26 protein-coding genes are annotated in these 25,727 nt (G+C 64.6%); 8 read left to right on the forward strand and 18 right to left on the reverse strand.

Annotated elements, in window-relative coordinates; translation table 11 throughout:
• The 11 genes from SUTH_RS17645 to SUTH_RS17695 all read right to left on the reverse strand — a co-directional run bounded on the left by SUTH_RS17645 (position 1) and on the right by SUTH_RS17695 (position 10,101).
• A complete protein-coding gene (locus tag SUTH_RS17645) occupies positions 1-435 on the reverse strand; it encodes a DUF2721 domain-containing protein (RefSeq protein ID WP_041101129.1) in 435 nt (144 codons plus the stop codon).
• A 4-nt stretch (positions 436-439) separates the two neighbouring features.
• Positions 440-1,342, reverse strand: a complete 903-nt coding sequence (locus tag SUTH_RS17650; protein WP_041101131.1) for an acyltransferase — start codon at positions 1,340-1,342, stop codon at positions 440-442.
• 154 nt (positions 1,343-1,496) lie between these two features.
• Positions 1,497-3,023, reverse strand: a complete 1,527-nt coding sequence (locus SUTH_RS17655) for a malonate--CoA ligase (protein ID WP_041101133.1) — start codon at positions 3,021-3,023, stop codon at positions 1,497-1,499.
• A gap of 13 nt (positions 3,024-3,036) precedes the next feature.
• The gene (locus SUTH_RS17660; protein ID WP_041101135.1) at positions 3,037-4,365 is read right to left on the reverse strand and encodes a TRAP transporter large permease; all 1,329 of its coding nucleotides are present in this window, start codon (positions 4,363-4,365) and stop codon (positions 3,037-3,039) included.
• A gap of 166 nt (positions 4,366-4,531) precedes the next feature.
• Positions 4,532-5,044 (reverse strand): TRAP transporter small permease subunit, encoded by a 513-nt coding sequence (locus SUTH_RS17665; RefSeq protein WP_148312973.1) that lies wholly within the window; start codon positions 5,042-5,044, stop codon positions 4,532-4,534.
• A gap of 106 nt (positions 5,045-5,150) precedes the next feature.
• Positions 5,151-6,173 carry a TRAP transporter substrate-binding protein DctP gene (dctP, locus tag SUTH_RS17670; RefSeq protein WP_041101137.1) on the reverse strand — a complete coding sequence of 341 codons (1,023 nt, stop codon included), beginning with the start codon at positions 6,171-6,173 and terminating at the stop codon, positions 5,151-5,153.
• 15 nt (positions 6,174-6,188) lie between these two features.
• Positions 6,189-7,517, reverse strand: a complete 1,329-nt coding sequence (locus tag SUTH_RS17675) for a malonyl-CoA decarboxylase domain-containing protein (protein WP_041101138.1) — start codon at positions 7,515-7,517, stop codon at positions 6,189-6,191.
• Complete coding sequence (locus SUTH_RS17680) at positions 7,510-8,181, reverse strand: GntR family transcriptional regulator (protein ID WP_041101141.1); 672 nt, start codon at positions 8,179-8,181, stop codon at positions 7,510-7,512. The genes SUTH_RS17675 and SUTH_RS17680 overlap by 8 nt, the downstream gene beginning before the upstream one ends.
• 83 nt (positions 8,182-8,264) lie before the next feature.
• Entirely contained in the window at positions 8,265-8,918 is a 654-nt protein-coding gene (gene yrfG, locus SUTH_RS17685) for a GMP/IMP nucleotidase (RefSeq protein ID WP_041101143.1), read from the reverse strand.
• A gap of 169 nt (positions 8,919-9,087) precedes the next feature.
• Positions 9,088-9,567 (reverse strand): DsrE family protein, encoded by a 480-nt coding sequence (locus tag SUTH_RS17690; protein ID WP_041101145.1) that lies wholly within the window; start codon positions 9,565-9,567, stop codon positions 9,088-9,090.
• Positions 9,568-9,678: 111 nt separating this feature from the next.
• On the reverse strand, positions 9,679-10,101 hold the full coding sequence (locus SUTH_RS17695; RefSeq protein WP_041101147.1) for a DsrE family protein: 423 nt from the start codon (positions 10,099-10,101) through the stop codon (positions 9,679-9,681).
• A 51-nt stretch (positions 10,102-10,152) separates the two neighbouring features.
• Between SUTH_RS17695 and SUTH_RS17700 the strand changes: the two genes are divergently transcribed.
• Positions 10,153-11,262, forward strand: a complete 1,110-nt coding sequence (locus tag SUTH_RS17700; RefSeq protein WP_041101149.1) for an NAD(P)/FAD-dependent oxidoreductase — start codon at positions 10,153-10,155, stop codon at positions 11,260-11,262.
• Here the strand turns inward: SUTH_RS17700 and SUTH_RS17705 are convergent.
• The 3 genes from SUTH_RS17705 to SUTH_RS17715 are packed head-to-tail and all read right to left on the reverse strand — an operon-like array spanning position 11,249 to position 13,850.
• A complete protein-coding gene (locus SUTH_RS17705; protein ID WP_041101151.1) occupies positions 11,249-12,025 on the reverse strand; it encodes an enoyl-CoA hydratase/isomerase family protein in 777 nt (258 codons plus the stop codon). The two genes, SUTH_RS17700 and SUTH_RS17705, sit on opposite strands and share 14 nt — an antisense overlap.
• A gap of 11 nt (positions 12,026-12,036) precedes the next feature.
• Positions 12,037-13,323 carry an MFS transporter gene (locus tag SUTH_RS17710; RefSeq protein ID WP_041101153.1) on the reverse strand — a complete coding sequence of 429 codons (1,287 nt, stop codon included), beginning with the start codon at positions 13,321-13,323 and terminating at the stop codon, positions 12,037-12,039.
• Entirely contained in the window at positions 13,320-13,850 is a 531-nt protein-coding gene (locus SUTH_RS17715) for a redoxin domain-containing protein (RefSeq protein ID WP_041101155.1), read from the reverse strand. The genes SUTH_RS17710 and SUTH_RS17715 overlap by 4 nt, the downstream gene beginning before the upstream one ends.
• 137 nt (positions 13,851-13,987) lie before the next feature.
• Between SUTH_RS17715 and SUTH_RS17720 the strand changes: the two genes are divergently transcribed.
• Entirely contained in the window at positions 13,988-14,755 is a 768-nt protein-coding gene (locus tag SUTH_RS17720; RefSeq protein ID WP_171817406.1) for a transporter substrate-binding domain-containing protein, read from the forward strand.
• The gene (locus SUTH_RS17725; RefSeq protein ID WP_171817407.1) at positions 14,755-17,184 is read left to right on the forward strand and encodes a bifunctional diguanylate cyclase/phosphodiesterase; all 2,430 of its coding nucleotides are present in this window, start codon (positions 14,755-14,757) and stop codon (positions 17,182-17,184) included. Before SUTH_RS17720 ends, SUTH_RS17725 begins: the two co-directional genes overlap by 1 nt.
• 17 nt (positions 17,185-17,201) lie before the next feature.
• Here the strand turns inward: SUTH_RS17725 and SUTH_RS17730 are convergent, their stop codons facing one another.
• Complete coding sequence (locus SUTH_RS17730; protein ID WP_041102580.1) at positions 17,202-17,594, reverse strand: rhodanese-like domain-containing protein; 393 nt, start codon at positions 17,592-17,594, stop codon at positions 17,202-17,204.
• A gap of 86 nt (positions 17,595-17,680) precedes the next feature.
• Here SUTH_RS17730 and SUTH_RS17735 point away from each other — a divergent pair, with 86 nt between their 5' ends.
• The 4 genes from SUTH_RS17735 to SUTH_RS17750 all read left to right on the forward strand — a co-directional run bounded on the left by SUTH_RS17735 (position 17,681) and on the right by SUTH_RS17750 (position 22,990).
• A complete protein-coding gene (locus SUTH_RS17735) occupies positions 17,681-18,121 on the forward strand; it encodes a rhodanese-like domain-containing protein (protein WP_041102581.1) in 441 nt (146 codons plus the stop codon).
• 105 nt (positions 18,122-18,226) lie between these two features.
• Complete coding sequence (gene metH, locus SUTH_RS17740; protein ID WP_041101157.1) at positions 18,227-21,922, forward strand: methionine synthase; 3,696 nt, start codon at positions 18,227-18,229, stop codon at positions 21,920-21,922.
• 17 nt (positions 21,923-21,939) lie between these two features.
• Positions 21,940-22,398: a hypothetical protein gene (locus tag SUTH_RS17745; RefSeq protein ID WP_041101159.1), complete on the forward strand. Its 459-nt coding sequence runs from the start codon at positions 21,940-21,942 to the stop codon at positions 22,396-22,398.
• A gap of 16 nt (positions 22,399-22,414) precedes the next feature.
• On the forward strand, positions 22,415-22,990 hold the full coding sequence (locus tag SUTH_RS17750) for a hypothetical protein (protein WP_041101161.1): 576 nt from the start codon (positions 22,415-22,417) through the stop codon (positions 22,988-22,990).
• Here the strand turns inward: SUTH_RS17750 and SUTH_RS17755 are convergent.
• Together SUTH_RS17755 and SUTH_RS17760 are read right to left on the reverse strand one after the other, a co-directional pair.
• Positions 22,987-23,328 carry a DUF1840 domain-containing protein gene (locus SUTH_RS17755; RefSeq protein WP_041101163.1) on the reverse strand — a complete coding sequence of 114 codons (342 nt, stop codon included), beginning with the start codon at positions 23,326-23,328 and terminating at the stop codon, positions 22,987-22,989. The two genes, SUTH_RS17750 and SUTH_RS17755, sit on opposite strands and share 4 nt — an antisense overlap.
• A gap of 124 nt (positions 23,329-23,452) precedes the next feature.
• On the reverse strand, positions 23,453-24,256 hold the full coding sequence (locus SUTH_RS17760) for an alpha/beta hydrolase (RefSeq protein ID WP_041101165.1): 804 nt from the start codon (positions 24,254-24,256) through the stop codon (positions 23,453-23,455).
• 77 nt (positions 24,257-24,333) lie between these two features.
• Between SUTH_RS17760 and SUTH_RS17765 the strand changes: the two genes are divergently transcribed.
• On the forward strand, positions 24,334-24,522 hold the full coding sequence (locus tag SUTH_RS17765; RefSeq protein ID WP_041101167.1) for a DUF2905 domain-containing protein: 189 nt from the start codon (positions 24,334-24,336) through the stop codon (positions 24,520-24,522).
• Here SUTH_RS17765 and SUTH_RS17770 read toward each other — a convergent pair.
• On the reverse strand, positions 24,503-25,723 hold the full coding sequence (locus SUTH_RS17770; RefSeq protein WP_041101169.1) for a multifunctional CCA addition/repair protein: 1,221 nt from the start codon (positions 25,721-25,723) through the stop codon (positions 24,503-24,505). The genes SUTH_RS17765 and SUTH_RS17770 overlap by 20 nt on opposite strands.
• Positions 25,724-25,727: the final 4 nt, after the last annotated feature.

The raw sequence follows: 25,727 nt of genomic DNA on the forward strand, positions 1-25,727 counted from the left end.
TCAGTGGCGGTGGTGCGCCGCGGTGCGCACGGCCAGATAGACTTCGCGCAGGAACAGGCTGAGGCCGGAGATCATCGCCAGCATCGCGCCGATGAACACCGTCGCCACGCTGCGCGCCAGATCGATGCCGAGCAGGGCGCCGAGGAAGGCGCCGGCAACCACCAGGCACACCAACAGCGCGGACAGCACGGCGCAGAAGATCGCGTAATAGATCAGCCGCGTGCGACGATGGAGGTTGCCGATTTCCGTGGCTGCCGCCTCGGCGTCGGCGGGCTCGCAGGTCTGCAGTCGCTCCTGCACCACGCGCCGCCGATCGACAATCCGTCCCAGGCGCGTGTTCAGCGCGTTGATCAGCGTCGCGATCGCGGTGAGCAGGAAGACCGGCGCGACTGCCAGCTGAATGACGTGACTGATGTCGGTGAGATTGGGATTCATGGCCTCAGGTCTTTGCCCCCGTCAGCAAGCGCGCAATCTGCGCGTCCTTGTCCTGCCACAATTGCTGCACCCAGCGCTGGAAGGCCGCGCGCACCTCGGCATCGCCCGCGTAATCGCTGTGCATCAGATGCTCGGGGACCGGCAGGATCTGTACCCGCACGATCACGCGCTTGAGTTTGCCGCAGAGAAACTCCCAGAAATTCGGCGCGCCATCCGGATAGACAATGGTGACGTCGAGGATGGCCTGAAAGCGGTCGCCCATGGCATTGAGCGCCAGCGCGATGCCGCCGGCCTTGGGCTTGAGCAGATGGCGGTAGGGCGATTGCTGGCGCTGGTGCTTGGCCGGCGTGAAGCGCGTGCCTTCGAGAAAGTTCATGACGCTGGTCGGGATCAGGGCGAATTTCTCGCAGGCGCGGCGCGTGGCCGCCTGGTCCTTGCCGCGCATTTCCGGATGCAGCTTGAGGTAGTCCTCGCCGTGGCGGCGCATGAAGGGAAAATCCAGCGCCCACCAGGCCAGGCCCATCACCGGCACCCATTTCAGCTGCTGCTTGATGAAGAATTTCAGCAGCGGAATGCGGCGATTGAACAAGTGCTGCAGGACGAAGATGTCGGCCCAGGTCTGGTGATTGCAGTTGACCAGATACCAGTTGTGCGGATCCAGCCCGGCAATGCCTTCGACATCCCACTTGGTGCGCTGGGTCAATGCCATCCAGCCGCTGTTGCCGGAAATCCACGTCTCGGCGATGGACACCAGCACAGGGTCGATGCGCAGGCGCACAGCCTTGAACGGCAGGATCAGCTTGATGATTGCGAACGCCAGCAGGATCGGCACCCAGAACAGCGCGTTGAGCGCCAGCAGCAGCGAGGCGATCAGGCCGAGCAGCGGCGCCGGCAGGAAATTCAGCACGCCAGCCTCAGAGCTTGTGAAAAAATCGTAGCGAGCGGGCCGCAGCGGGGTGCGGCCGGAGCGCAGCTACCGGAATGTACGTTTCTGTACATGAGGATAGCGAGCACCGCCCAAGCCCCGATCCGGCACGCGCAGTAGATTTGTTCGCAAGCTCTCAGCGAGGGGTCATCGGCGAATAGTTCTTCCGCAGGATGTTCTTCTGCACCTTGCCCATGGCGTTGCGCGGCAGTTCGTCGACCAGATAGACCCACTTGGGCACCTTGAAGTTCGCCAGCTTGTCCTTGATGGCGCCGATGATACCGGACTCGGTGAGCGCCCTGCCTTCCGCGTTCTTCTGGCGCACCACCACGGCCGTCACCGCTTCGCCAAAATCGGGATGCGGCAGGCCGATCACCGCCGATTCGACCACGCCGGGCATGGCGTCGATGAGTTCCTCGATTTCCTTCGGATAGACATTGAGTCCGCCGGTGATCACCAGGTCCTTCGAGCGGCCGCTGATCGTCACGTAGCCGTCGGCATCGAAGCTGCCCATGTCGCCGGTCTTGAAGAAACCCTCGGCGGTGAATTCCTCCCGGGTCTTTTCCGGCATGCCCCAGTAGCCGACGAAGACGTTGTCGCCCTTGACCTGGATGTTGCCGACGACGCCCGGCTTTGTCGCCGTACCGCCAGCGCCGACTATCTGCAATGAGGTTCCCGGCAACGGAAAGCCCACCGTGCCGCCACGCCGCTCTCCTTCATACGGATTCGAGGTAAACATGCCGCCCTCGGTCATGCCGTAGCGCTCGAGTATCGTGTGGCCGGTGCGCTGCCTGAACTCGTCGAAGGTTTCCTTCAGCAGCGGCGCCGAACCGGAGACGAACAGGCGGATGTTGCGGCAGGTGTCGCGGCCGAAGGCGGGATCGAGCAGCAGGCGCACGTAATAGGTCGGCACGCCCATGAACACGGTCGATTGCGGCAGCAGCTGCATGGCGCGCGCCGCGTCGAACTTCGGCTCGAAGAACATCGCCGAGCCGTTCAGCAACACGCAATGGCAGGCGACGAACAGGCCATGCACGTGGAAAGTCGGCAGCATGTGCAGCAGCACGTCGCCGGACTGAAAGTGCCAATACGCATGCAGCGTCCTCGCGTTGTGCGCGAGGTTGCCGTGCGTCAGCATGGCGCCCTTCGAGCGGCCGGTGGTGCCCGAGGTGTAGAGGATCGCGGCGAGGTCGCCGGTCGTCCTTGCCACCGTGGAAAAAATATCCGACTGCGGCGTCGCGGCATCGATCAGCGAACCGCGTCCGGTGTCGTCGAGTTCCAATACATGCGGCACGCCGGCCTTCGCCGCCAGCTCTGCGGCCAGCGTGCGCATCTGCGGTCGACAGACGAAGAGGCCCGGTTTCGCGTCGCCGAGAAAGTACTCCAGCTCGTGGCGCTGGTAGGCCGGATTCAGCGGCAGGAACACCATGCCGGCGCGAATCGCGGCAAGGTAGAGTACCAGCGCTTCGGGCGTCTTTTCCACCTGGGCCGCGACGCGGTCGCCCGGCTTGAGGCCGCGCCCGACGATCAGGTTGGCCATGCGCGCCGAGGCGCGCTGGATGTCGCCATAGGTCCACACCCTGCCATCGGGCAGGATCATGCAGGCTGCGGCGGGATTCTTCGGGAAATGCGCCGACAGCAGCGAATACAGGTTCTGGTTCATGAATCGGTTTGTGTCATTTGACGTTGTTCGGCAGCCACAGCGCGATGTCCGGAAAGAAGGCCAGCAGCACGATGGACAGAATCATCAGTCCGATGAAGGGCAGCGTGCCCCAGATGATTTCGGAAAGCTTGATGTCGGGCGCGATCGAGTTGATGACGAACAGGTTGAGGCCGACCGGCGGATGGATCAGGCCCATTTCCATGAGGATGGTCATGACCACGCCGAACCAGACCAGGTCGATGCCGTGCGCCTTCAGCGCCGGCAGGATGATCGGCGTCACCATCAGGATGATCGCCACCGGCGGCAGGAAGAAGCCCAGCACCACCAGCAGGATGTTGGCGGCGATGAAGAAGCCCCACTTGCCCAGCGGCAGGCCGACCATCCACGCGGCGACTTCCTGCGTGATGTGCAGGTAGCTCATGACATAGGTGTAGAGGAAGCTCATGGCGATGATCATCATGACCATGGTCGATTCGCGCACCGTGCCGCCGAGGATGGCCTTCATCTCCGTCCAGCGCCAGCAGCCGTAGATCATCATCACCATCAAGAGCGAAGCGAAGGCGCCGATGCCGGCGACTTCCGACGGCGTCGCCCAGCCGCCGTAGAGCGCGACCATGATGATGACGATGATGGCGATGAAGGGCGCCAGCCGCGGAATGGTCTCGAACTTCTCGCGCCAGGTGAAGTTTTCCACGCGCAGGATTTCCGTGTTGTCGCCTTGCGCGCGCGCGCGCGCCTGCTCGCGGCGGAACTGGATCACCACCCAGACGATGAACAGCGCGGTAAGCAGCAGGCCGGGGCCGACGCCGGCCATGAACAGCTTGCCGATCGACTGCTCGGTGACCACGCCGTAGAGGATCAGCGTCAAGGACGGCGGGATCAGGATGCCCAGCGTGCCGCCGGCGGCGATGATGCCGGCCGCCAGCCCGGACGAGTAGCCGCGCTTGCGCATTTCCGGGATGCCCGAGGAGCCAATCGCCGAACAGGTGGCCGGGCTCGATCCGCACATCGCGGCGAACACCGAACAGGCCATGACGTTGGCAGCGCCGAGACCACCGGGAATGCGCCCCATCCAGCGGTTGAGCGAGGAATACAGGTCGCCGCCGGCGCGCGACTTGCCGATCGCCGCGCCCATCAGGACGAACAGCGGGATCGTCAGCAGCACGAAATTGTCGAGTTCGGAATACAGGGTTTCGGCCACCAGCCCCACGGTTTCGCTGGGCATGTAGAACAGCATGAAGACCAGGGCCACGCCGCCGACCGCGAATGCGATCGGCATTCCGGAGAACAGTGCGACGAAGGTGGCGACGCCGAACAGGATTCCTACCTGGAGCGTACTCATCCCAAGAACCCCGGTTCAGTCCGCAGATGACGCAGATTACGCAGAGAAAACCACTGAGCGAACAGCCCGCATGGCCCGTCCGAGACGTGATGACGTTCATCCAGGCAATGCGCTGCGCCATCTGCGTCAATCGGCGAAATCTGCGGACCGAATGCTTTTTGCGGGCTCATTCCTCGTCCTCCCGATGCGCGTGGAGATGCTGGTCGCCGAGTTGCACCAGCATTTGCAGCGAGAGCATGGTCATGCCCAGCGCCATGAACAGGTAGGCGGGCCACAGCTTGGGCGCCCAGGCAGTGTTGCTCATCTTGCCGTCCGCCCAGGCTTCATGGAAGAACTTCCAGGCATGCCAGGCGATGAACAGGCAGAAGGCCATCGACAGGATGTCGCCGACCACACCGCGCCAGCGGTTGGCGCGCTCGGACAGGAGTGAATCGAGCACCTCGATGCCGACATGCCCGCGCGACGCCTGGGTAAACGCCGCGCTCATGAAGGTGGCAACGATCAACAGCATGATCGACATTTCGATTTCCCAGTCGGTCGGCCAGTTGAGCCAGTAGCGCACCACCACCTCGAAGACGAGGACGCCGCTGCAGATCACGATCAACACCCCGGACAGGTAGCCGGTCAGGGTGTTGATCGCGGTCACCGCACGGCTGAATTGCCGCCACAATTTACGCATTGTCGAATTCCCTTTTCAGGTCATTTGTGACGCGAAGACGAACCGCAGGCAGTGCGAATGGCACGGCAAGGTGAGCGACAAAGTCACGGATGGGCTGGGAAGGGAATTACTTGACCGCCACGGCCATGTCGAACAACTGCTTGCCATCCTTGACCTTCTCTTCGAAATCCTTCCAGGCCGAAGCCTTGGCCACTTCGCGCCACTTGTCGAAGGCCGCCCTGTCCATGTCGACCACCTTGCGTCCGGCCTTGGTATAGACCTCGACCACGCGCTCGTCGTCGGCCTTGGCGGCGTCCATGCCGAACTTCTCCAGCGAGGCGCCGACTTCCATGACGATCTTCTGCTGTGCCGGCGTCAGCGCATCGAAAGTCTTCTTCGACATCAGGAGTGGCTCGAACATGAACCAGAAGGAATGCTTGCGCCCGGCGGTGAGATGGTCCGAGGTCTCGTGCAGGCGGAAACTGATCAGCGAGGTGCTCGACGTGATCGCGGCATCCAGCACGCCTGACTGCATCGCGCTGTAGATCTCGTTCGACGCCACATTGGTCACGGCGCCGCCGGCGGCCTTGATCATCAGGTCCACCTCGCGGCTGCCACCGCGCACCTTCATGCCCTTGGCATCGTCTGGGCTCACCACCGGCTTGCCCTTGGCGGCGATGCCGCCGGCCTGCCAGACCCAGGTGACGATCTTGACGTTGCGCTCGTCGAGCAGGCGGGTCAATTCCTTGCCGATCGGCGCGTCCTTCCAGCGCAGGCCCTGTTCGTAGCTGGTGATCAGGGCCGGCATCAGGGTCAGGTTGGCGGCGGGGAATTCGCCGCCGGCATAGGCCAGCGGATACAGCGACATGTCGAGGGCGCCGGTCGACAAGGCCTTGTACTGCGGCACCGCCTTCATCAGCGAAGCGGCCGGATAGATCTCGAACTTGAGCGTGCCGTTGCTCTTCTTTTCCACCTCGGCGGCAAACTTGCGCACCAGGCGATCGCGGAAATCGCCTTCGTCGATGGTGCCGCCGGGGAACTGGTGGGAAATCTTGATGACTTTGGCCTGGGCCAGCACGGGTGCGCTGCCGCAGCCCAATGCAAGAATGCCGATGGCAGCCACAGCGCCTTTCAGGAAATTGCGTCGCATGGTTTGTCTCCTCGTTTAGTTTTGTTTCTGCCGTGCCAGACGCCTGACGGCGGCCGATGTGGCGATGGTGCCCTCGCGGGCAAAGCTTTCAACGTTCTCCTCCAGTTCGTCGAGGTCATACAGATAATTGACCATGACGCCGAAGGACTGCTTCATGCCGTTGGGTGAAGCGTCGCCCAGCGGATTGATGCGTTCGAGGCGGGCGCCGTTGCCCAGATGAAAACGGGCGACGGGGTCCAGCGGCAACCTGCCGTCGCCGCGGCCGGACTTGGCCTGCGTCAGGTAGCGCGCCGCCAGTTGGGACAGGGATTCATTGGTCTTGCGCGCCAGGGCGCGATCCTTCGCCCATTCGCCGGCCGCGAGTTGCGCAAGGTCGGGTTCGAGCCCGGCGGCGGCCAGCTCCTGCGGATTTTTTCTGGCCCACGACGAGAATCCGGGCAGCGGCGACAGGGTGGCGAAATGCCTGAGCTTGGGGAAGTCGCGCTGCAAATCGTCGATCACGCGCTTCAGCAGGAAGTTGCCGAAGGACACGCCGCGCAGACCCGTCTGCGTATTCGAGATCGAATAGAAGATCGCGGTATCGGCGCGGCGCGCGTCGAACACCGGCGCGTGCTCGTCGAGCAGGGCCTGCACGCTGTCGGCGAGGTGGTCGGTGAGCGCCACCTCGACGAAGATCAGCGGTTCCATCGGCATGCGCGGATGGAAGAAGGCGTAAAGGCGGCGATCCGAATCGAGCCGGTTCTTGAGGTCGGTCCAGGAGCGGATTTCGTGCACCGCCTCGTACTTGATCAGCTTCTCCAGCAGCACCGCCGGCGACGCCCAGGTGATGCGCTGCAGTTCGAGGAAGCCGACGTCGAACCACGCCGCCAGCCGCGATTCGAGTTCGCGATCGAGCGGCGACAGCTCGGCATCTTCATCGAGGTAGCGCAGCAGGTCGGCGCGCAGATCGACCAGAAATTTCACACCCTGCGGGATCGCGTTGAACTGGGTGAGTATCCGGATGCGCGCCGAACGCAAGGCCGCGCGCAAGGCGGCTTCGGCATCCCATTGGCGCTCGCTGCCGACTGCGGCCTGATAGGCTGCGTGGGCCGTCGCCACACGCGCCGGATCCGGGCCGAATTCGAGCGAAATCAGACGCAGGAAAGCATGGCGCCCGACATCGTCGAGTTCGAGGTAGGTCTGCGCCAGTGCCGCCGCCCGCGTGCGCGCCGAAACCTCGCCACCCTTCGCTTCGGCGCATTCGGCCAGTTGCCGGCGCCATTGGTCGAGCTGTTTTGGCTTCACGCTCGCCGTAGCGCCAGCGCCGACTATCGACTTCAGCCGCTGCACCAGGCCCTCAGCCATCGACCGCCTCCGTTGCCAATGACATTTCGCGCAGCGCATCGAGTTGCGCCAGCAGATGGCCGCGCATCACCGCCTCGGCGGCATCGGCATCGTGCCGATGCAAGGCCTGCATCAGCGCGCGATGCTCGGCCAGCGAGGCCGCGAGCCGGCCTTCCAGGCGCAGCGAATGGTGGCGCGACAGTTTCAGCAGCTTGCGCAAATCGCCGATCACGATCTGCAGCCAGCGGTTACCCGCGCACTCCTGCAACTGGTCGTGAAAGACGTAGTTGGTTTCGTAGTAGTGATTCACGTCGCCGGCGGCGGCATGCCTTTCCAGCTTTTCATGCAGGGCGTCGAGCGCCTTGAGCTGGGCCGGCGTGCATTTGCTCGCCACTTCGTGGGCGACGCGGCCTTCCAGCGTGGCCATGATGGGAAAAATTTCTTCCAGGTCGCGCAAGGTCAGTTCGGTGACAAAGCAGCCCTTGTGCGGTTGCAGATCGACCAGGCCTTCGGCCGAGAGCACTTTCAGCGCTTCGCGCAGCGGCGTGCGGCTGATGCCCAACTGCTCGGCGAGCACCGCCTCATCCAGGCGCTGGCCCGGCGCCAGCACGTGGTTGTAGATTTGCTCGCGCAGCAAATCGATGGCCTGCTGCGACAGCGATGAGCGATTGATCCTTGTTTTCACGAGGGTTTATGATTGCATACGGTATTTTGTATACAACATACCGGGGTTTGGCAGCAAAGGTCAAGCGGCACTGCAACAAACCGCTACTGCGGCATCAACTGCGAGAAATCGTCAATCGCCGGGTAATCGCCGGTGTGCTTTTCCGGCTGCTTGGTGTCCGGCCGCTTTACCGCCACCAGATGCGCGATGCCGTAGCGCCGCGCGCTGTCGAGCACCGGCAGGCTGTCATCGACCAGCAGGGTGCGCGCCGGATCGAAGGGTTCGATTTCCTGCAGCCGCTGCCAGAAGGCCTGCTCCTCCTTCGCCGCGCCCAGCGCGTGCGAACTGACGATGGCGTCGAAGCGTGGCGTCAGGCCGGTCTTCGCCATTTTCAGCGTCACGCTCTTGTGGTGCGCGTTGGTCGCCAGCACCACGCGTCGGCCGCTGGCGCGCACCGCGTCGAGGAAAGCCGGCACGTGCGGATGGATGCCGATCAGATGCGCGACTTCCTCCTTGAAGCGCATGATGTCCAGTTCGAGTTCGGTTTCCCAGAAATCCACCGAGTACCACTCCAGTGTGCCGGCCCGGCCGTGATAGCGCGCCATCAGTTCCTCGCGCCCGGCGTCGGGCGACAGCCCGCGCGACTCGGCATAACGCCGCGGCAGATGCGTCTGCCAGAAGTGGTTGTCGAAATGCAGGTCGAGCAGCGTACCGTCCATGTCGAGCAGGACGGTATCGATCTTCGACCAGTCAAGCATGGGGATCACCGAACGGATTGACGCAATGAAACACTTTGTTTGGAGCTCCCTGTGACTTACGCGCGTAGCGCGCCGCTTGGTAACCCCCCGTGAGGGGGAAGGGGGCGGGCGAAATAAACCGCTTTTCGCGTGTTTCACCTTCTGCGGGTGGCGCTCGGTGCCATGAGCGTTACGGACGGATGTAGGCATAGCCCTGTTGCTGGCGGCGCATCAGCTGCACCACGCCGGCCGGCACGTATTCGATGTTCTTGTGCATGTCGTCGCGGCTGATCTTCAGGTTGCGCATGGTGTTCTCGCAGGCCACCACCTTGACCCCGGCGGCGACGGCTTCCTCGATGCGGTTGGCAATGAGTGCGTCGGCCTTGAGCATGCCGATGCCGGGACCGTAGGCCACGATCTCGATCTCCGTCTTGTCGGCGCCGAGATCCGCCTGCACGTTCTTGGCGTTGTTGAGCGCGAGGTTCCATTTCTGCGGATCGGCGTCGGAGACCTGGATGACGACGCGCTCCTTCTGCGGCGCCTTCGCGGCCGGCTTCTTCTTCTGCACCGCAACGGCCTTCTTCGGCTCGTCGGCGGCAAGCACGCTCAGGGGCAGGGCAAGGGCCGCGCAGGCGATGGCGGCGGCGAGTTGACGCGGAATGCTGTACATGGGTTCTCTCCTCGGGTAAATGGACGCTGCGTCTGACGCGCAGTCGCGCAAGCATAGCAGCCCGGCGGCGATCTCTGCCGGCCCCTGCGTTTATGCGCAAATACAAACCGGCTATGGCCGGATGTAGGTCCAGCCCTGCTGCTGCAGGCGCATGATTTCAACATAGCCCGCCCTGGCATAGGCAATGCCGTCGATCATGTCGTCCTTCTCCAGCTTCTGCGCCGTCATCGAATTGCCGCAGGCGACGAAACGCACCCCGGCCGCCATCGCGTCCTGCACCTTGTTCGCGGTCAGCGCCTCGGCCTTGAGCATGCCCAGCGCCGGACCGATGACCACCACCGCGACATCGACCTTGCCCAGCTCTTCCTGCACATTGTTGATGTTGGTGAGCACCGTGTTCCACTTGCGCGAATCGTCGTCGTTGACCTGGAATACCACGCGGTTCGGCGCGCCCGCGTCCGCCGCGCGAACGCAGGCTGCCGCCAGCGCGAGCAACGCCATCAGTGCAAATGTCGTGAAATGTCTCGGCTTCATGTCGGTTATCCTTCGCGGCAGAACATCGGGGCACTCTGCCACAAATTCCTCATGGATAAAATCGATTGTGCCGTCATCGGCGCCGGCGTCATCGGCCTGGCCGTGGCCCGCAAGCTGGCCGCCGCCGGCCGCGAAGTGCTGATCCTCGAAAGCGAAAATGCCTTCGGCACCGGCATCAGCGCGCGCAACAGCGAGGTGATCCATGCCGGCATCTACTATGCCGCCGGCTCGCTCAAGGCGCGCCTGTGCGTCGCCGGTCGCCGCATGCTCTACGCCTACTGCGCCGAGCGCGGCATCGGCCATCGGCGCTGCGGCAAGCTGATCGTCGCCACCCGCGACGATCAGCTTGCACGGCTCGACGGCATCGCAGCGGCCGCCCGCAGCAATGGCGTGGATGACCTGCAATTCCTGTCGCGCAATGAAGCCCGCGCGCTGGAACCGGCGCTGGAATGCACGGCCGCGCTGCTGTCGCCCTCGACCGGCATCATCGACAGCCACGCCCTGATGCTCTCGCTGCTGGGCGACGCGGAACGCGACGGCGCCGTGCTGGCGCTCAACAGCCCGGTGCGCGGCGGACGCGTCGACCGTGACGGCATCATGCTCGAAGCAGGAGTCGGCGCTGGCGAGACGGCGATCCTGGCGCAAAGCGTGGTGAATTGCGCCGGACTCGGCGCCCAGGGCATCGCCCGCGCCTTGCGCGGCCTGTCGCCGGCATCCGTGCCGCCGCTGCACTATGCCAAAGGCAACTACTACTCCCTGGCCGGTCGCGCGCCGTTCTCGCGCCTGATCTACCCGGTGCCGGAAGCAGCCGGCCTCGGGGTGCATCTCACGCTCGACCTTGGCGGGCAGGCGCGCTTCGGTCCCGACGTGGAATGGATCGAGAACATCGACTACGCGGTCGCGCCTGAACGCGCCGACGCCTTCTACGCCGAGGTGCGCCGCTACTGGCCGCAACTGCCCGACGGCGCGCTGCTGCCCGCCTATGCCGGCATCCGACCCAAGCCGCACGCGCCCGGCGCGCCGGCCTGCGATTTTCTGGTTTCAGGTCCGGCCGAACATGGCGTGCCAGGTTTGGTCAACCTGTACGGCATCGAATCACCGGGCCTGACGGCCAGCCTCGCGCTCGCCGACCATGCGGTTGCCAGCCTCAGCGGCCCGTGAATTTCGGCGCCCGCTTTTCCAGAAACGCCGCCATTCCTTCGGCGTAATCCTGCGTATCGAGGAAGGCGAAGGACGCGCGCTTTTCTTCCAGGCTCAAGGGACGATTCTCCATCAGCCGCGCGATCCACTGCTTGTGCCAGCGCGCCACCAGCGGCGCGCCCGAGGCGATGCGCGCCGCCGTTGCCTGCGCTTCGCGCTCCAGCTCGGCATCGGCCACCATCCGCGTCAACAAGCCCTTGGCATAGGCCTCGGCGGCGCTCAGCAGGCGTCCTTCAAGCAGGATTTCCTTGGCCACGGCGGGGCCGGCCAGTTTGAGGAAGCCCGCGAGTTCGCCGGGGTACATGGAGAAGCCCAGCTTCATGATCGGCGCGCCGAAGCGCGCGCTGTCGCCGGCTATGCGCAGGTCGCAGGCACAGGCGATTTCCAGGCCGCCGCCGACGCAGGGGCCGAGGATCGCGGCCAGCGTGGGATGCGGGCAGGACTCGATGGCGGCCAGCGCGGCGCCCACTGCCTCGTGGTAGGCCAGCGCCCGGTCGACATCGGCGCGCGCGGTGCGGAATTCTTCGAGGTCGCCGCCGGCGGCAAAGACCGGGCCCTCGCCGCGCACGATGACGCAACGCAGTGAAGCGTCGGCCGCCAGCTCGCCCATGACTTCGCGCAGCCGTCGCCACATCGCCGCGTTCAGCGCATTGAGCTTTTCCGGATTGAAGAGGGTGACGGTGGCGATCACGCCGTCACGCTCAAGGAGGATGTCGGGATTCATGATTCAAAACCTCAGTCGTGCATCTGCCGGCAATGGCTCTCGCGGGCAAAAATCAGGATGGTGCCGGCAACGGCCATGGCGCCCACCGTCAGCGTGAAGCCGGCCTGGTAGGCCGCGGCATCGTAAATCCGCACGCCGGCCTGGATCACGCCGTTCCAGCGCTGGTCGAGCATCCAGCCCACCGCCGGCTGCAGCAGCATGCCGCCCAGGAGCGGTCCCATGTTGCAAAAACCCGAGGCCGTGCCCACCAGCCGCAGCGGCACCGATTCCTTGGCCCAGGCAAAACCGATGATGATGTTGCCCGAGGCAAAGCCGGTCGGAATCAGCAGCAGCACCATGGCCCACAGGGGCAGCGGCAGAAAGATGATCGCCGCCCAGCCCAGCAGCGCCACGCCGGAGGTGATCAGGTAGAGCGGCTTCCTCCTGCCCATGCGTTCCGACCAGCTGCCCAGGAGCGGCCCGCCCAGCGCCCATGCCACCAGCAGGATCGAGGTGATCGCGGCGGCGGCCTTGGGGTCCAGGCCATGCACCTGGCGCAGGAAGGGTACGCCCCAGAGCCCGGCGAAGGTCAGCACCGCGCCGGAAAAACCGATCGGCACCGCCGTCAGGATCCACACGTTGCGATAGGACAGCACTTCCATCAGGCCGCGCAGCAGCGAAGTCGAGGCGTGCGCTCCGTGCGCGCCCTGAAAATGGCTGGCATAGCCGCGCTCGACCGGATCGTCGCGCACGAAGAGCCAGGTGGCGATGCACAGCGCCGCCGTCAGTACCGCGGAAACACCCATCACCGGGCGCCAGCCGAAGGTCTCCACCAGAAAGCGCAGCGGCACGCCCGCCACCACGCCGCCGACCACGCCCATCAAGAGCGCCATGCCCGAGGCCAGCGCGTATTGCTTCGGCGCAAACCAGTGGCTGGCCAGCTTGAGCATGGAGACGAAAGCCACCGCCACCGACGCACCGATCAGCAAGCGCCCCATGTTGGCCCAGAAGATGCTGGGCGCAAAAGCGAACAGCGCCGTGCCCAGCGCGGCCACGCCTGCCCCTGCGGTGAGCAGGCGGCGCGGGCCCCAGCGGTCGGCGATCATCCCGGTGGGAATCTGCATCGCGACATAGGAATAGAAATAGAAGGCTGAAAGATTGCCCAGCGCCGCGCCGGTGATGGCGAACTCGGTCATCAGCTGGTCGGTGATCACCGCCGGCGCCACGCGCAGGTAGAAACCGATCAGGTAGAGCAGCGCGCCCAGGCCCCATACGCTCCAGGCCAGCGAAGCGGGCGGAAAGTTTTTCTGATCGCTCATGCCGGAAAAGCCTCCGCCCACCACAGCCTCGCCTTGAGGCCCCAGGTTGTCGCATAGCCGACCACGCGGAAACGCACATTGCCCCGCGCATCGACCACGAAATGCGTCGGCACGCTGCGCACGCGCCAGTTCATCGCGTGGCGGCCATCGGCATCGATCAGTTGCGGCAGATCGATGCCGCGCTCCTTCAGATGCTTCAGCACCGTCGCCGCATCGCCCGACTGCATGGCCACCGGAATCACGCGATGGTCCCGCGCCACGGCAACGATGTTGTCTTCCTCCGCCTTGCACACCGGGCACCAGGTCGACCAGAAAGCCACCAAAGTCGCCGTCTCGCCAGCGCCGACTCTTGCATGCGTTCCATCAGTGAGCACACCGGCGAGCGGCGGTGCCGCGCCCTCGGGCAGGCCGCGCGTCTGCCAGTACTGGGCGCCAAGGATGACGGCGAGGATCAGGCCGGCTTCGAGCAGGCGGCGTTGCCAGCGTTTGGCGGGAAGCAAATTGCGGAAATTGAAAGTGTCGCTCATATCCGGCCGAATCTTAGCGGACGCAGCGGGTTTTCGCGGCAGGCGCCCCAACGCGGCTCAAGCAAGCGATTGGCGGGCTTGCCTTTCGAATTGCGCCGATATTGCCGGTTTCGCCCAACTGCCGCACAATGCATCGCATGTGGTACCGCATCTTGTTACCTGCCATGAAGTTCGCCAGACCATCGTTGCGTGCCGGCTTCCTGCTGCTTTCGCTTCTGGCAATCGCGTTGCCGTCGCATGGCCAGGTCCTGCGCCTCAACAGCGGCGTCGGGGCGCCCTACCTGCAGGAAGACAGGATGGGATTTCTCGATCTGCTGATACCCGAGGTTTTCCGCCGCATCGGCGTAAAGGCCGAGAGCGTGCGCTATGAGGCCACGGAACGCGCGATGATCAACGCCGACAAGGGCGTCGATGATGGCGTGGCGATGCGCATCCGGGGACTGGAAAAGACCTACCCGAACCTGGTCCGCGTGGACGAAAAGGTCATCGACAACGAGTTCATCGCCTACGCCACACGATTGCAGATCGCCACCACCGGCTTCGATGTCCTCAAGGCCTACCAGGTGGGTTACATCAATGGCTGGAAAGTATTCGAGTCCGGCCTGCTGCCCGGCACACCCGTGACAAAGGTACAGGGAGCGGAGCAGTTGTTCACCCTGCTGACCAGTGATCGCACCGACCTGATCCTCTTCGAGCGCTGGCAGGGCAACCATATCCTGCGCGAGCGCGGCATCAAGGCACGGATGCTGCGCCCGCCGCTCGTCACCACCGAGATGTTCATGTACCTGCATGTGAAGCATGCCCATCTGGTCGAACCTGCCGCCCGCGCACTGCGCGAAATGAAGGCCGACGGCAGTTACCAGCGCATTGCCGCCCGATCGCTGCCCGGCTACGGAAGACCATGATGCCGCCCGACGTCGGCAGCGGCGGGCAGCGGCTGGCGCGACGCCTGGTGTTGCTGACTTTGCTGGCGAGCGGACTGATTGCCGCCTGCATCACCGCCGCCCAGCTCTATCTCGAATACGACCGCGAGGTCGATGCCATCCATCAGCGCTTCACGGAGATCGAAACCGCCTACCTGCCGAGCGTCAAGCAGGGCCTCTGGGTGATGGACCGCCAGGCGTTGCAGGTTCTCGCCGACGGCATCCGTCAGTTGCCCGACTTCGGCTATGCGGCAATGCGGGTCGAAGGCGCGCTGGTCGCCGTCAGCGGCACGCCGCCGGCGAAGCGCTTTCTGAGCCGGACCTTCGAAATCGACTACGAATATCGGGGAGCCACGCAGCGCATCGGCACGCTCGAGGTCGTGGCCAGCGACGCCGGTCCCCTGCGCCGTACCTGGGAGCGGCTCGGCTTCGTGCTGATCCTGAACGGCCTCAAGGCCGCCGTCATCGCGGCGCTGGTCCTGCTCCTGGTGCGACACATGATCACCCATCCGGTATCGCGCATCCACGCCCACACCCGCAAGATGGCCGCCGGCCGGCTCGAAGAGCCGCTGGTACTGGCGGCGCGTTACCCATCGAGCCGGGACGACGAAATCCATGAACTCGCCGAGGCCGTGGACGACATGCGCGTCAGCCTGCGCGATCGCAATGCCGCCTTGCTGGAACTCAACGCACAACTCGTCGAGGCCGTCGCCGCCAAGGAAATCGCCCTGTTGCAGGTTCGCGCCCACGCCGAAGCGCTTGAGCTCGCCGCCGGCGTGTTCGCCCATACCTTCGAAGGCATCATGATCACCGATGCCACGGCCACGATTCTCTCGGTCAACCCGGCGTTCACCGCCATCACCGGCTACGCGGCGAGCGAGGCCATCGGCCAGACGCCCCGCCTGCTGCATTCCGAGCATCAACAGGCCAGCTTTTACAGTGACCTGTGGGCATCGCTGGTCGCCACTGGCAACTGGCGCGGCGAGCTCTGGAATCGACGCAAGGATGGCGAGGCCTATCTGCAATGGACCAGCATCACCACCATTCGCGATGCCGCCGGGCAGCCGCATCGCTATATCGCCGTGATGACCGACATTACGGAAATCCGCCGCAAGGACGAACACATTTTCCACCAGGCCTATCACGACGCGCTGACCGACTTGCCCAATCGAGCCCTGTTGCAGAATCGCCTGGATCACGCCATCAAGACCGCACAACGGGACATGACGCGGATCGCCGTATTGTTCATCGACCTGGACCGCTTCAAGGTCATCAACGATAGCCTCGGACATGTCACCGGCGACGAATTGCTGCAATGCGCCGCCAGAAGGCTGACGAACTCCGTTCGTGCCAGCGACACCGTGTCGCGCCAGGGCGGTGATGAATTCGTCATTCTCGCGTCCATCGAACACATTGCCGATGCGGTGCACATTGCCGAAAAGGTCATTGCCGACATGAACGAACCCTTCGACATCGGCGAACACCGGCTCAATGTCGGCGCCAGCGTCGGCATCAGCATTTATCCGCAGGAAGGCGACGATGCCGCCACGTTGCTGCGCAACGCCGATGTCGCCATGTACGCGGCCAAGGAGGCCGGTCGCGGCACCTTCCGTTTCTTCGACCCGGCGATGAACGAGCGCGCGCAAAAGCGGCTGCACCTGGAGGAAACCCTGCGCCGCGCGCTTTCCGGCAACGAGTTCGAACTGTTCTACCAGCCCAAGATCTGCCTCATCGACAGCCGCTACTGCGGGATGGAAGCGCTGATCCGCTGGCGCGATCCCGAGCTTGGCATCGTGTCGCCGGCGGACTTCATCCCCCTGGCGGAGGAAACGGGGCTGATCGAACCGATCGGCAACTGGGTACTGGAAACGGCATGTGCGCAAATGCGGCGCTGGGCCGATGCCGGCCGGATTGCCGGACCCGTGGCGGTGAATGTTTCCGCCAAGCAGTTGAACAACCCGGACTTCGCCGCCGAACTCGAAGCGATCCTGAAACGCCACCGGCTGGAGGCGTCCTGTCTGCAGCTTGAGGTCACCGAATCGACGGTGATGACCGATCCCGAGATGGCCATCGAGGCGCTGAGCAAGCTGGCCGCGCTGGGTGTCACCATTGCCATCGATGACTTCGGCACCGGGTATTCGAGTTTCAGCTACCTGAAGCGACTGCCGATTCATCTGCTGAAGGTCGATCGCTCCTTCGTCACCGATATCGGCATCTCGCGCGAGGACGACGAAATCGTCACCGCGATCATCCAGGTCGCCCTGGCGCTCAAGCTCATGGTGGTGGCCGAGGGTGTGGAAACAGCGCGGCAGGCCGCGTTCCTGAACGGGCTCGGCTGCCATTTCGCCCAGGGCTACCTCTACGCCAGGCCGCTTCCCGTCAAGGAGTTCGAGGATTTGCTCGGCGCCTGAGCCGCTTCACCGACGCGTCAGCACTGCTCCCACGGCAGGCCTTCGAAGCGCCAGCCGTTCATCGCGCCGCGATGGTGGTTGTCGTCGAGTTCGCCTTCGAAACCGTGCAGCACGTTGAACACCCGCGTGAAGCCGGCGGCTTCGAGCGCATGGCCGGCATCGACCGAGCGGTTGCCGCTGCGGCAGATCAGTACGATGGGCCGATCGCCCGAATGTCCGGCGAGCTTCCTCACTTCGCCGACAAAGTGGGGATTGATTTCCCAGTCGGGACCGTCGTTCCAGGAGACATGGCTGACTCCGGCCGGATGGCCGACGAAGAAAAACTCCATCTCGCTGCGGCAATCGACGAACAAGGCACTGGGGTTGTCGTGAAGGAACTTGGCGGCTTCCTTGGGTGTCAGATGCTTCATGATGTTCTTCACCTCGCTGTTGGAACGGCAATTGTAGCCAAGCACGGTATAGTAATCCGACCTGTCCATTCTTGCCGATCCATGCCATGACGCTCCATGCTCTGAAACACCTGCTGTCCATCACGGCCGCCCTGCTGGCGATCACCGCCCATGCCGCGCCGGACCTCGCCGCGCCCGACGCCGCCGACGCGGCCGCCGCCGGCAAGCTCACGCTGATCGACATCCGCACACCGCCCGAGTGGAAGGAGACCGGCATCGCCAAGGGCGCCCGGCGGGTCAACATGCTGCATCCGCAGGGTGCGACGGGCTTCGTCGAACAGTTGCTGGGCGAAGTGAAGGGCGACAAAAATGCACCCATCGCGCTGATCTGCCGCACCGGCAACCGCACCACCCAGGTGCAGCGCTACCTGCAAAGCGTCGGCTTCACGCAGGTGTACAACGTCAAGGAAGGCATGGCCGGCAGCGGCGCCGGCCCCGGCTGGCTCAAGCGCGGCCTGCCGGTGGAGACCTGCACGACGCAGTGCTGAACGCCGGGAGTTCCCGGAGGGACGCACGGCGCTGGCGCCGGCGGCACGGCAGCGCCTGGCACGGATGCTAAAATCCGCGTCAATTCAAGCCCTTCCTTTCCATCTATGCAACCCGACCGCAGCACCGAATTGCGCGAACTGCTCGCGCAACGCCTCCTCATTCTCGATGGCGCCATGGGCACCATGGTGCAGCGCCACGGCCTGGTCGAGGCCGACTATCGCGCAGGTGTGACAAATTCGCGTTTTGCCGACTCGGCCAAGGACCTGAAGGGCAACAACGATCTGCTGTGTATCACGCGGCCGGACGTGATCGGCGGCATCCACGCCGAATACCTCGCCGCCGGCGCCGACATCATCGAGACCAACAGCTTCAACGCGACGCGGGTGTCGCAGGCCGAGTACGGCCTGGCCGAACTGGCCTTCGAGCTGAACGTCGCCGCCGCGCGCCTGGCGCGCGAAACCGCGGACACCTTCTCGACGCCGGACAAGCCGCGCTTCGTCGCCGGCGTGCTGGGGCCGACCTCGCGTACCGCCTCGCTCTCGCCCGACGTCAATGATCCCGGCGCGCGCAACATCACCTTTGACGCGCTGGTCGCCGATTACGTCGAAGCCGCGCGCGGCCTGACCGAGGGCGGCGTCGACATCCTGCTGGTCGAAACCATTTTCGACACGCTCAACGCCAAGGCCGCGCTGTTCGCCATCGAGAAGTTTTTCGATGAAGCCGGGCGGCGCTGGCCGGTGATGATTTCCGGCACCATCACCGATGCGTCAGGGCGCACGCTCTCGGGCCAGACGGCGGAGGCCTTCTGGAATTCGCTGCGCCACGCGCGACCATTGAGCTTCGGCCTCAACTGCGCGCTCGGCGCCAGGGAACTGCGCCAGTATGTCGAGGAGTTGTCGAAACTCTGCGACTGCTACATCTCGGCGCATCCCAACGCCGGCCTGCCCAACGCCTTTGGCGGCTACGACGAAACGCCGCAGATGCTGGCCGACGAAATCGCCGAATGGGGCAAGGCAGGGATCATCAACATCGCCGGCGGCTGCTGCGGCACCTCGCCGGATCACATCCGCGCGATTGCCGCAGCACTGCAAGGCATGAAACCCCGCCGTCCCGCCAGCGCCGACTTCCGGCTGCGCCTCTCCGGCCTCGAAGCCTTCAACATCGGCGGCGACAGCCTGTTCGTCAATGTCGGCGAGCGTACCAACGTCACCGGCTCCAAAGCCTTCGCCCGCATGATCCTCGAAGGCCGCTTCGACGACGCGCTGGCCGTCGCCCGCCAGCAGGTCGAGAACGGCGCGCAGGTGGTCGACATCAACATGGACGAAGCCATGCTCGATTCGCAAGCGGCGATGGTGCGCTTCCTGCACCTGGTCGGCTCCGAGCCGGACATCTGCAAGGTGCCGCTGATGCTCGACAGCTCGAAGTGGGACGTCATCGAAGCCGGCCTCAAATGCATCCAGGGCAAGGGCATCGTCAATTCCATCTCGATGAAGGAAGGCGAGGCGAAGTTCCTCGAACAGGCGCGGCTGGCACGGCGCTACGGCGCGGCGGTGATCGTCATGGCCTTCGACGAGCAGGGCCAGGCCGACACCTACCGGCGCAAGATCGAGATCTGCCAGCGCGCCTACGAGGCGCTGGTGGCCGACGGCTTTCCGGCCGAGGACATCATTTTCGATCCGAACATCTTCGCCATCGCCACGGGCATTCCCGAGCACGACAACTACGCGGTGGATTTCATCAATGCGCTGGCCTGGATCAAGCAGAACCTGCCGCATGCGCGAACCTCGGGCGGTGTCTCCAACGTGAGCTTTTCGTTTCGCGGCAACGACGCGATGCGCGAGGCGATCCACACCGTCTTCCTCTACCACGCGGTCAAGGCCGGACTCACCATGGGCATCGTCAATGCCGGTCAGTTGGGCGTGTATGACGACCTTGCGCCCGAATTGCGCGAGGCGGTGGAAGACGTGGTGCTCAACCGCAAAGTCGGCGCTGGCGACACGCTGATCGAACTCGCCACACGGGTCAAGGGTGCCGCCAAAGAGCAGGTGGTCGACCTGGCTTGGCGCCAATGGCCGGTGGACAAGCGGCTTGAGCATGCGATGGTCAAGGGCATCACGGAATACGTCGTCGCTGACACCGAGGAATGCCGCGCGGCATTGGCAGCCGCCGGCAAGCCGCCCTTGTCGGTGATCGAAGGTCCGCTGATGGGCGGCATGAACGTGGTCGGCGACCTGTTCGGCGCCGGCAAGATGTTCCTGCCGCAGGTGGTGAAATCGGCGCGCGTGATGAAGCAGGCCGTGGCGCACCTGATCCCCTGGATCGAGGAGGAAAAGAAGCGCACCGGCTCGACCTCGAAGGGCCGCATCGTGATCGCCACCGTGAAGGGCGACGTGCACGACATCGGCAAGAACATCGTCGGCGTGGTGCTCGGCTGCAACGGCTACGACATCATCGACCTCGGCGTCATGGTCTCGGCCGACAAGATCCTGCACGCGGCGAAGGAACACGGTGCGCAGGCGATCGGCCTGTCCGGCCTGATCACGCCGTCGCTGGAGGAAATGAGCCACATCGCCAGCGAGATGCAGCGCCAGGGCTTCACCCAGCCGCTCTTGATCGGCGGCGCGACGACCTCGCGCGCGCACACCGCGATCAAGATCGCGCCGAACTATGCCGGCCCGGTGGTGTATGTGCCGGATGCATCGCGCGCCGTGGGCGTCGTCACCAGGCTGCTGTCGATCGACATGCGCGATGCCTACGTCGACGAAATCGCCGCCGACTACGAAAAAGTGCGCGGCCAGCATGCGAACAAAAAAGGCGTGGCGCTGGTCTCGCTGGAAGCGGCGCGCGCCAATCGGGCCAGACTGAATTACGCACCGGTCAAACCGAGGCAGCTTGGCGTCACCGTGCTCAAGGATCTCGATCTGGCCGAACTGGCGAAGTACATCGACTGGGGCCCCTTCTTCCAGACCTGGGACCTCGCCGGCAGCTACCCGAAGATTCTCGACGATGCCGTCGTCGGCGATGCCGCGCGCAATGTGTTCAAGGACGGCAAGGCGATGCTGCGGCAACTCATCGCGGAAAAGTGGATCAGCGCCAATGCGGTGTTCGGCCTCTTCCCTGCCAACGCCGTGGGCGACGACATTGCGTTCTACGCCGACGAGGCGCGCGCCACGCCGCTGATGACCTGGCACGGCCTGCGCCAGCAGCAGGAGCGCCCGGCCGGCAAGCCGCAGCAGTGTCTGTCGGACTTCGTCGCACCGGGAGTCGGCGCTGGCGATACGGCAAACTGCGCGCCGGATTACGCCGGCGCCTTCGCCGTCACCGCCGGCCTCGGCATCGAAAAGAAGCTCGCCGAATTCGAAGCGCAGCACGACGACTACCACGCCATCATGCTCAAGTCGCTCGCCGATCGCCTCGCCGAAGCCGCCGCCGAATGGCTGCACGAACGGGTACGCAAGGAGTACTGGGGCTATGCCGGCGACGAAGCGCTCGACTGTGCCGCACTGATCGACGAAAAGTACCGGGGCATCCGTCCCGCGCCGGGCTACCCGGCCTGCCCCGACCACACCTCGAAGGGCGCGCTGTTCGGCCTGCTCGACGCGCCGCAGAATGCCGGCATGCAGCTCACCGAAAGCTACGCCATGACGCCGGCCGCCTCGGTCGCCGGCTTCTACCTGGCCCACCCCGAGTCGCACTACTTCGCCGTCGGCAAGATCGGCCGCGACCAGCTTGAAGACTGGGCTCGGCGCTGTGGAATTACCATTCAAGAAGCCGAAAAATGGCTCGCCCCTTTGCTGTAATCCCCAAGGAGAACCCAATGTCCGAAAACGAACCGAATCGCCTGAGCTTCAATGAAGCCGTGGTCTTCGTCAAACAGCGCAAGCAGGCGGCGTTCGCCGCGATGCCGGTGTTCGGCGACGAAGAAGACGGCACCGCGGAAACCGCCGAAGGCGCACGCATCTTCATCCTGCTGCCCGATGAGGATGAAGGCTGGAGCCTGCGCTTCATCGCGGGGCCGTTCTTTACCGCCGCCTACGCGGCCAATGACACCATCCCCGCCGACGAGATTCCCGATCGCGTGCGCGAACTGCTGTTCATGCCGACACGCTGCGAGGAGGACTGGTTCAGCGACCAGCTGCAGGTACTTCTGGCCAAGCTGACGCAAGCCGCCGGCATTGGCGACCAGATGCCGGACTACGTGTCGCAAGCCACCAAGGGCGCCGGACCGGAAGCCGTCTTTCCGGTATCCTTCATCGGATTGAACAAGCCGCTTTGAACAAGGACTGCCCAGCATGAGCCAGGAAATCCCGCGCGGCACCCGCGCCCACACCCCCGACCTGGACTGGAGCCAGGTGCGCGAAACCGTGCTGATGCTGGAGCTCGCCGCCGGGCAAGTCGATGCCGCGATGCGCGACTCGAATTCCTCGGTCGACACGCTGATGGATACCTTCACCTCGATGGCAAGTACGCTGGGCATGATCGACGTGGCGCTGGGAACGCTGCCCGACACGGTCGGCAACGGCCTGGTCAAATCGGAAATCCAGGAAGGCGCCCGGCAGATTTCGCAGAAAGTGCATCACGCCATCATCGCCTTCCAGTTCTACGACAAGCTGGTGCAGCGCCTCGATCACGTCTGCCACAGCCTGAGCGAACTCTCGGCCGTGGTCAGCAGCACCGAGCGCATCTACAACCCGCAGGAATGGAGCGCGCTGCAGGAGCGCATTCGCTCGAAATACACCATGGCCGAAGAGCGCGGCATGTTCGATGCGGTGATGGCGGGCGCCACGGTGCATGACGCGCTGAAGAACTACATGGCGGAGCGCATGCAGAAAGTGGAAGAGAGCAGCGGCGAGATCGAGCTGTTCTAGACGCCCCAGACCACGGGTTTTTTCTTCTTCAGCGACCACTCCAGCAGTTCCAGCAGCGGCACCGCGCGCTGCGTCAGCGTAACGAAGGGGCGCGAACTCTGCGCACCGCCGCTGCGATCGGGCTCGGTCCGCGGCAGGTCTTCCTCCTGCAATCCTGCACGCTGCTGCTTGTCTTCCTCGATCGCGGCCTTGAGCCGGGCGATCGCTTCCGGCAATTGCTCGACGGTGACGATGCCCTTGTCGGTTACGTCCTTGCCCATGAGTTTCATCATGCGCTGGGCGACGTCGCCGAACATGATGACGTCGCCGGAAGCGGGAGACTGGAAGGTCACGATCATCCGAAAAACCTCGGTTGTATCCGCAGATTACACAGATTACGCAGATGACGCGATCCGACCAAGTAACGCCCCGATCCATCTGCGTTAATCGGCGAAATCTGCGGATCAAATGCTTCTGGCAGCATCATCCTTCAAGCTCCCGCAACCAGTCGAGAATCTGCTGCGCCGGCTTTTTCCAGTCGCGCTCCAGCATCAGGCCGTGGCCCATGCCGGGAAAGACATGAGCATCCACGTCGTAGGTGCGGGCGGTCATTTCCACCAGCGAGGCGGGGATCAGGTGATCGAATTCCGCGCCCTGCACCAGCAGTGGCGTGCGCTTGACGCGCCCCGCGCGCGGCATGCCGAACAGCGACATGTCCCAGATGGCGCGATGCGATTCGGACTGCGAGCCCTTGTAGTAGCGCTTCAGGTCGTCGAGCGACACCGGCTGGGCGAACAGCGCCTCGCGCAGGGTTTCCAGCGAGGCCTTGCCGCCGCTCATCAGGCTGTTGAGGTCCTTCATCATGCCCGGCTTGGAAAACATCATGCCCATCGCCGCCGACAGCAGGCCTTGCGGCGGCACGGCACACATCAGCACGGCCCCGGGCGCGATGTGTTCTTCGAGATATTTCTGCACCACGAAGCCGCCCATCGAATGCCCGATCAGCACCGGCGGCGCCGGCAGTGCCGCGGCCACGGCGGCGACATCGCGCACATAGTCGCCGATCGAAAAGCTGTCGAGGTGCTTGCGGCCCGGCGAGCCGCCGTGTCCGGAGAGGCTCACGGCATAGGCCGCGTAACCCGCCTCGGCGAAGAACGGCAGGAAATGCTCTTCCCAGCACCAGGCGGCGGTATAGGCGCCATGCACGAACAGCAGCGGCGTCGGCTGCGTTTTGCCCGCCGGCATGCGGACGAGGACTTCGTGATGTTCGAAACGGGGTGGATTCATCGGCTGGGATTGCGGAGGGGCGGCACCCTCTGGTGGGATAAGATCGGCGGTCCGCCCAATTTTACCGCGCGCCATCCATGCTGAAATGGCTGATTGTCCTGTTTGCCACGGTTTTCGTATTCGGCCTGCTGCAACCGCGTTTGCTGCAATTGGGCCGGCTGCCGGGCGATCTGCGCTTCAAGCTGCGCGGCAGGGAATATTCCTTTCCCTTTGCCTCGGTAATCCTGTTTTCGCTGCTGGCCGCGTTTATCGGCTGGCTGCTCTGAGGGTGCGCAAGGCCTCGACGCGCGCCGCGCCGATGTTGCCGGGGATGGCTCGCGGATCGGCGGTCGCACCGGCAATGGCCCCGGCATCGATCGCGCGCACCGCCGCAAGGGCCGCCCGCCACGCCGCCGCCTGCACGTAGTCGCGCTCTTCCCAGCCCAGCCGGCCGCGATAGTCCGCCTCGCAGGCCAGCAGTATCAATTCGAAGCGCTCGGGGCGGCGCAGCGCGTCGCAGCGTTCCAGCAAGGTCAATTGGGTTTCCGGGCGCAGCTCGGCGACGCGATGCATGTCGCCATGGAAGCGCGCGACAAGACGCGCGACGTCGCGGCAATCGGTGGGGACGCGCAGCCGTTCGCAAACGGCTTCGACCATGGCCAGGCTCTTCAATTCGTGGCCATGGTGGCGCGGCAGGATGTCGGCCGGCGTGCGCCCCTTGCCCAGGTCGTGCGTCAGCGCGGCGAAGCGCGCCGGCAGCGCCGCGGACAGGCGCGCCGCCATGTCGATCACCATCATGACATGCACGCCGGTATCCACCTCCGGGTGGTAATCGGCGCGCTGCGGCACGCCCCAGAGGGCGTCCAGCTCGGGCAGCAGGCGCGCCAGCGCGCCGCATTCGCGCAGCACGTCGAACATGCGCGACGGCTTCGCTTCCATCAGGCCGCGCGCCAGTTCCTGCCAGACGCGCTCGGACACCAGCGCATCGACCTCACCGGCGGCGACCATGTCGCGCATGAGCCGCAGGGTTTCGGCGGCAATCGAGAAATCCGTAAAGCGCGCGGCAAAGCGCGCCACGCGCAGGATGCGCACCGGGTCTTCGGCGAAGGCCGGCGACACGTGGCGCAACACGCGCGCCGCCAGGTCGGCGCGACCATTGTGCGGATCGATGATCGCCCCCGTTTCGCCCCTGGCCATGGCGTTGATGGTCAGGTCGCGGCGCACGAGGTCCTGCTCCAGCGTCACGCCCGGCGCGGCATGAAAGGCGAAGCCCGCATAGCCCGGCGCGGTCTTGCGCTCGGTGCGCGCCAGCGCGTATTCCTCATGGGTTTGCGGATGCAGGAACACCGGAAAGTCGCGACCGACCGGAACGAAACCCTGCGCCAGCATGTCCTGCGGCGTGGCGCCGACCACCACCCAGTCGCGGTCCTTGACCGCCAGGCCCATCAGTTCGTCGCGTACCGCACCGCCCACGGCGTAGATTTCCATGGCG

The sequence above is a fragment of the Sulfuritalea hydrogenivorans sk43H genome (assembly GCF_000828635.1).
Lineage (GTDB): Bacteria > Pseudomonadota > Gammaproteobacteria > Burkholderiales > Rhodocyclaceae > Sulfuritalea > Sulfuritalea hydrogenivorans.

What these genes read in the sequence shown, in the direction of transcription:
- SUTH_RS17735 (WP_041102581.1), top strand. Translation starts at nt 17,681, where the DNA reads ATGACGCTCCATGCTCTGAAACACCTGCTGTCCATCACGGCCGCCCTG.
- SUTH_RS17695 (WP_041101147.1), bottom strand. Translation starts at nt 10,101, where the DNA reads ATGAAGCCGAGACATTTCACGACATTTGCACTGATGGCGTTGCTCGCG.
- SUTH_RS17725 (WP_171817407.1), top strand. Translation starts at nt 14,755, where the DNA reads ATGCCGCCCGACGTCGGCAGCGGCGGGCAGCGGCTGGCGCGACGCCTG.
- SUTH_RS17675 (WP_041101138.1), bottom strand. Translation starts at nt 7,517, where the DNA reads ATGGCTGAGGGCCTGGTGCAGCGGCTGAAGTCGATAGTCGGCGCTGGC.
- SUTH_RS17745 (WP_041101159.1), top strand. Translation starts at nt 21,940, where the DNA reads ATGTCCGAAAACGAACCGAATCGCCTGAGCTTCAATGAAGCCGTGGTC.
- dctP (WP_041101137.1), bottom strand. Translation starts at nt 6,173, where the DNA reads ATGCGACGCAATTTCCTGAAAGGCGCTGTGGCTGCCATCGGCATTCTT.
- SUTH_RS17760 (WP_041101165.1), bottom strand. Translation starts at nt 24,256, where the DNA reads ATGAATCCACCCCGTTTCGAACATCACGAAGTCCTCGTCCGCATGCCG.
- metH (WP_041101157.1), top strand. Translation starts at nt 18,227, where the DNA reads ATGCAACCCGACCGCAGCACCGAATTGCGCGAACTGCTCGCGCAACGC.
- SUTH_RS17655 (WP_041101133.1), bottom strand. Translation starts at nt 3,023, where the DNA reads ATGAACCAGAACCTGTATTCGCTGCTGTCGGCGCATTTCCCGAAGAAT.
- SUTH_RS17750 (WP_041101161.1), top strand. Translation starts at nt 22,415, where the DNA reads ATGAGCCAGGAAATCCCGCGCGGCACCCGCGCCCACACCCCCGACCTG.
- SUTH_RS17765 (WP_041101167.1), top strand. Translation starts at nt 24,334, where the DNA reads ATGCTGAAATGGCTGATTGTCCTGTTTGCCACGGTTTTCGTATTCGGC.
- yrfG (WP_041101143.1), bottom strand. Translation starts at nt 8,918, where the DNA reads ATGCTTGACTGGTCGAAGATCGATACCGTCCTGCTCGACATGGACGGT.
- SUTH_RS17660 (WP_041101135.1), bottom strand. Translation starts at nt 4,365, where the DNA reads ATGAGTACGCTCCAGGTAGGAATCCTGTTCGGCGTCGCCACCTTCGTC.
- SUTH_RS17730 (WP_041102580.1), bottom strand. Translation starts at nt 17,594, where the DNA reads ATGAAGCATCTGACACCCAAGGAAGCCGCCAAGTTCCTTCACGACAAC.
- SUTH_RS17715 (WP_041101155.1), bottom strand. Translation starts at nt 13,850, where the DNA reads ATGAGCGACACTTTCAATTTCCGCAATTTGCTTCCCGCCAAACGCTGG.
- SUTH_RS17705 (WP_041101151.1), bottom strand. Translation starts at nt 12,025, where the DNA reads ATGAATCCCGACATCCTCCTTGAGCGTGACGGCGTGATCGCCACCGTC.
- SUTH_RS17720 (WP_171817406.1), top strand. Translation starts at nt 13,988, where the DNA reads ATGTGGTACCGCATCTTGTTACCTGCCATGAAGTTCGCCAGACCATCG.
- SUTH_RS17645 (WP_041101129.1), bottom strand. Translation starts at nt 435, where the DNA reads ATGAATCCCAATCTCACCGACATCAGTCACGTCATTCAGCTGGCAGTC.
- SUTH_RS17770 (WP_041101169.1), bottom strand. Translation starts at nt 25,723, where the DNA reads ATGGAAATCTACGCCGTGGGCGGTGCGGTACGCGACGAACTGATGGGC.
- SUTH_RS17755 (WP_041101163.1), bottom strand. Translation starts at nt 23,328, where the DNA reads ATGATCGTGACCTTCCAGTCTCCCGCTTCCGGCGACGTCATCATGTTC.
- SUTH_RS17710 (WP_041101153.1), bottom strand. Translation starts at nt 13,323, where the DNA reads ATGAGCGATCAGAAAAACTTTCCGCCCGCTTCGCTGGCCTGGAGCGTA.
- SUTH_RS17665 (WP_148312973.1), bottom strand. Translation starts at nt 5,044, where the DNA reads ATGCGTAAATTGTGGCGGCAATTCAGCCGTGCGGTGACCGCGATCAAC.
- SUTH_RS17700 (WP_041101149.1), top strand. Translation starts at nt 10,153, where the DNA reads ATGGATAAAATCGATTGTGCCGTCATCGGCGCCGGCGTCATCGGCCTG.
- SUTH_RS17690 (WP_041101145.1), bottom strand. Translation starts at nt 9,567, where the DNA reads ATGTACAGCATTCCGCGTCAACTCGCCGCCGCCATCGCCTGCGCGGCC.